This is a genomic window from Pseudomonas sp. 2VD (assembly GCF_005503585.1).
GTDB classification, from domain to species: Bacteria; Pseudomonadota; Gammaproteobacteria; order Pseudomonadales; family Pseudomonadaceae; genus Pseudomonas; species Pseudomonas aeruginosa.
This window is the reverse complement of sequence record NZ_SCND01000552.1, coordinates 1-2,557: the sequence shown is the minus strand read 5'-3', so window position 1 is coordinate 2,557 and position 2,557 is coordinate 1. Positions and strand designations below refer to the sequence as shown.

Genomic DNA, 2,557 nt, shown 5'->3' with positions numbered 1-2,557 from the left:
GCCAACTGGTAGGCTGCCTCGTCGTCGCCGGCATCGGCCGCCAGGCGGCTCTTCAGTTCTGCGCTGTCGGGCAGGTCGGCAGCCTGGCGCAGGAAGGTCAGTTGCGCGCGGGCGCCGGCCAGGGCCTGCTTGTGCTCGTCGCTCTTCACCGCGTCGAGGATGGCCTGCGCCTCTTCCAGTTCGCCGCGCTCGGCCAGGCAGCGGGCGTAGAGGATCAGCGCCGCGGGGTTGTCGTTGTTCTCCGCCAGCAGGGCTTTCAGGGTCGCTTCGGCGTCGCCGATGCGGCCTTCGGCGAACAGCGCCTGGGCCACTTCCAGCGGGTCTTCGTCAGGCAGCGCCGGTGCTTTCACATGGGGTTCGAGCAGGGCTCGGATCTGCGATTCGGGCTGGGCACCGGCGAAACCGTCGACCGGCTGGCCATCCTTGAACAGGACCACGGTCGGCAGGCTGCGGATGCCGAAGCGCATCACGATGTCCTGCTCGACGTCGCAGTTGACCTTGGCCAGCAGCAATTCGCCCTGGTAGGACTCGGCGATCTGCGCCAGCAGCGGCATCAGCGCCTTGCACGGGGCGCACCAGTCGGCCCAGAAGTCCACCAGGACCGGCTTGTGGAACGAGTTCTCGATGACCAACTGCTCGAAGTTGGCGCCGGTGACGTCGAAGATGTAGGGCGTATCGCTCATGTCGATTCTCGGAAACGCAAGGTGGTGACCACTATAAGTGGGGGCGCGCCGCGCGCAAACAAGCCCGTGCCTCAGGCTTGCCCGCGTTCGGCGTGATACAGGCTGACCAGGCGGAATTCGGCGGGCTCGGCGAGGTCCGGCCAGGTACAGGCGTCGAGCACGTCCAGGCGCCGGTACAGCGGATGACGGAAGTCACGGACCCGCGAGTCGGCGACCAGCGCCTGGCGGCCGCGGCTGAGGAACTGGTCGAGCAGCGGCAGGTTGGCGCGGTCGTAGAGCACGTCGGCCACCAGGATCAGGTCGAAGCGATCGTCCTCGGCGAAGAAGTCCGCCGAATAGCTCAGCTCCACTCCGTTCAGTTCGGCGTTCGCCCGGCTCGCTGCCAGCGCCAGGGGATCCAGGTCGCAAGCCACCACCTCGGCGGCGCCGGCTCGGGCCGCGGCGATCGCCGCCACCCCGGAGCCGCTACCGAAGTCCAGCACGCGCTTGTCGCGGACCCACTGCGGGCGCTCCGCCAGCCAGCGCGCCAGGACCAGCCCGCTGGCCCAGCAGAAGCACCAGTACGGCGGCTCTTCGAGGATGCGGCGGGTTTCCTCCGGGTTGAACTGGCGGTCCATGTTCTGCGCGTCGATCAGCCACAGGCGCAGGTCGGTGCCGGGCAGCGCGGTGGCGCTGAGCCGGGCGTCGCCGAGCAGCTCGCCCAGCGCCTGGGTCAGGGCTTGGGGTGCCGTCACGGCGCGCGTACCAGGCGCAGTTCGCCGAGGGACTGGGTGGTCGGCTGGGCGATCCGCAACGGATGCAGGCGCCAGGCCAACTGGCCGGACTGGATCACCCGCGCGTGCAGTTCGACGCGCAGCGCGCCACCGGCCGGCGGGAAGGACTCGGGGTTGAACGGCAGGCGGAAGGGCATGAGTTCGCCGGTGGCCAGCACCGTCTCGCTGGCCAGCAGCCGCTGTGGGCGGTCGCGCTCGTCGATCACCAGCAGTGCCATCTGCACCTCGCTGCCGCGTGGCAGGCTGCCCTGGATGCTGCTCAGCGTTCCGCTCAGCTCGCGCAGGTGGGCCGGCAGCACCGGCTCGACCATGGTCACGCTGCGCGAAGCTTGCGGCGTTGGCGCAGGCTTCGGCTTGTCGCTGGAACAAGCGGCGAGGAGAAGGACGGCCAGCAGGGCGATCGAGCGCAGGGTCATGGGCTGCTCCATAGCGGTGGAATCCGGGCGGCGCTTGTATAGCGCAAAGTGTGATTCTTGTCGCGCTTCGCGTAGGCCGCAACGTCCGATTCTTCCCGCCTCTCCCATCGTGCCGGCGCCGGTCGATTCTGCGGGTGCTCGGTCGGGCGCGGATGCGCTACCATGCGGCTTCCTTCAGCTACGCCTGTATCAGCACCATGCATTGTCCCTTCTGCGGTGCCCATGACACCAAAGTGATTGACTCGCGACTGGTCGCCGAGGGCGATCAGGTGCGCCGGCGCCGCGAGTGCCTGGCCTGCGGCGAACGTTTCACCACCTTCGAGACCGCCGAACTGGTCATGCCGCGCCTGATCAAGCAGGACGGCAGCCGCCAGCCGTTCGACGAGGACAAGCTGCGCGCCGGCATGCAGCGTGCCCTGGAGAAGCGTCCGGTCAGCGTCGAGCGCCTGGAAGCGGCCATCGGCCACATCAAGCACCAGTTGCGCGCCACCGGCGAGCGCGAGATCAAGTCGCGGGTGCTGGGCGAACTGGTGATGGCCGAGCTGCAGAAGCTCGACGAAGTCGCCTACATCCGCTTCGCCTCGGTTTACCGGCGCTTCCAGGACCTCAACGAATTCCGCGAGGAGATCGAACGCCTCGCCCGCGAGCCGGCCAAGGAATGAACGCCGCCGACCCGCTGTACATG

At 68.5% G+C, this 2,557-nt stretch carries 4 protein-coding genes; 1 reads left to right on the top strand and 3 read right to left on the bottom strand.

All coding sequences use genetic code 11. From position 1 onward, the window contains the following. The 3 genes from trxA to FFS27_RS31535 form a co-directional block, all read right to left on the bottom strand. Positions 1-683, bottom strand: a 683-nt coding sequence (trxA, locus tag FFS27_RS31545; protein WP_137952487.1) for a thioredoxin, incomplete at its 3' end; no start/stop codon positions are given. Between the two features lie 71 nt (positions 684-754). Next, positions 755-1,417 (bottom strand): class I SAM-dependent methyltransferase, encoded by a 663-nt coding sequence (locus tag FFS27_RS31540; RefSeq protein WP_004355506.1) that lies wholly within the window; start codon positions 1,415-1,417, stop codon positions 755-757. Next, complete coding sequence (locus FFS27_RS31535; RefSeq protein ID WP_003132387.1) at positions 1,414-1,884, bottom strand: YbaY family lipoprotein; 471 nt, start codon at positions 1,882-1,884, stop codon at positions 1,414-1,416. The genes FFS27_RS31540 and FFS27_RS31535 overlap by 4 nt, the downstream gene beginning before the upstream one ends. Before the next feature lie 185 nt (positions 1,885-2,069). Between FFS27_RS31535 and nrdR the strand changes: the two genes are divergently transcribed. After that, on the top strand, positions 2,070-2,534 hold the full coding sequence (nrdR, locus tag FFS27_RS31525) for a transcriptional regulator NrdR (RefSeq protein ID WP_003107181.1): 465 nt from the start codon (positions 2,070-2,072) through the stop codon (positions 2,532-2,534). Positions 2,535-2,557 lie beyond the last annotated feature (23 nt).

What these genes read in the sequence shown, in the direction of transcription:
- FFS27_RS31535 (WP_003132387.1), bottom strand. Translation starts at nt 1,884, where the DNA reads ATGGAGCAGCCCATGACCCTGCGCTCGATCGCCCTGCTGGCCGTCCTT.
- nrdR (WP_003107181.1), top strand. Translation starts at nt 2,070, where the DNA reads ATGCATTGTCCCTTCTGCGGTGCCCATGACACCAAAGTGATTGACTCG.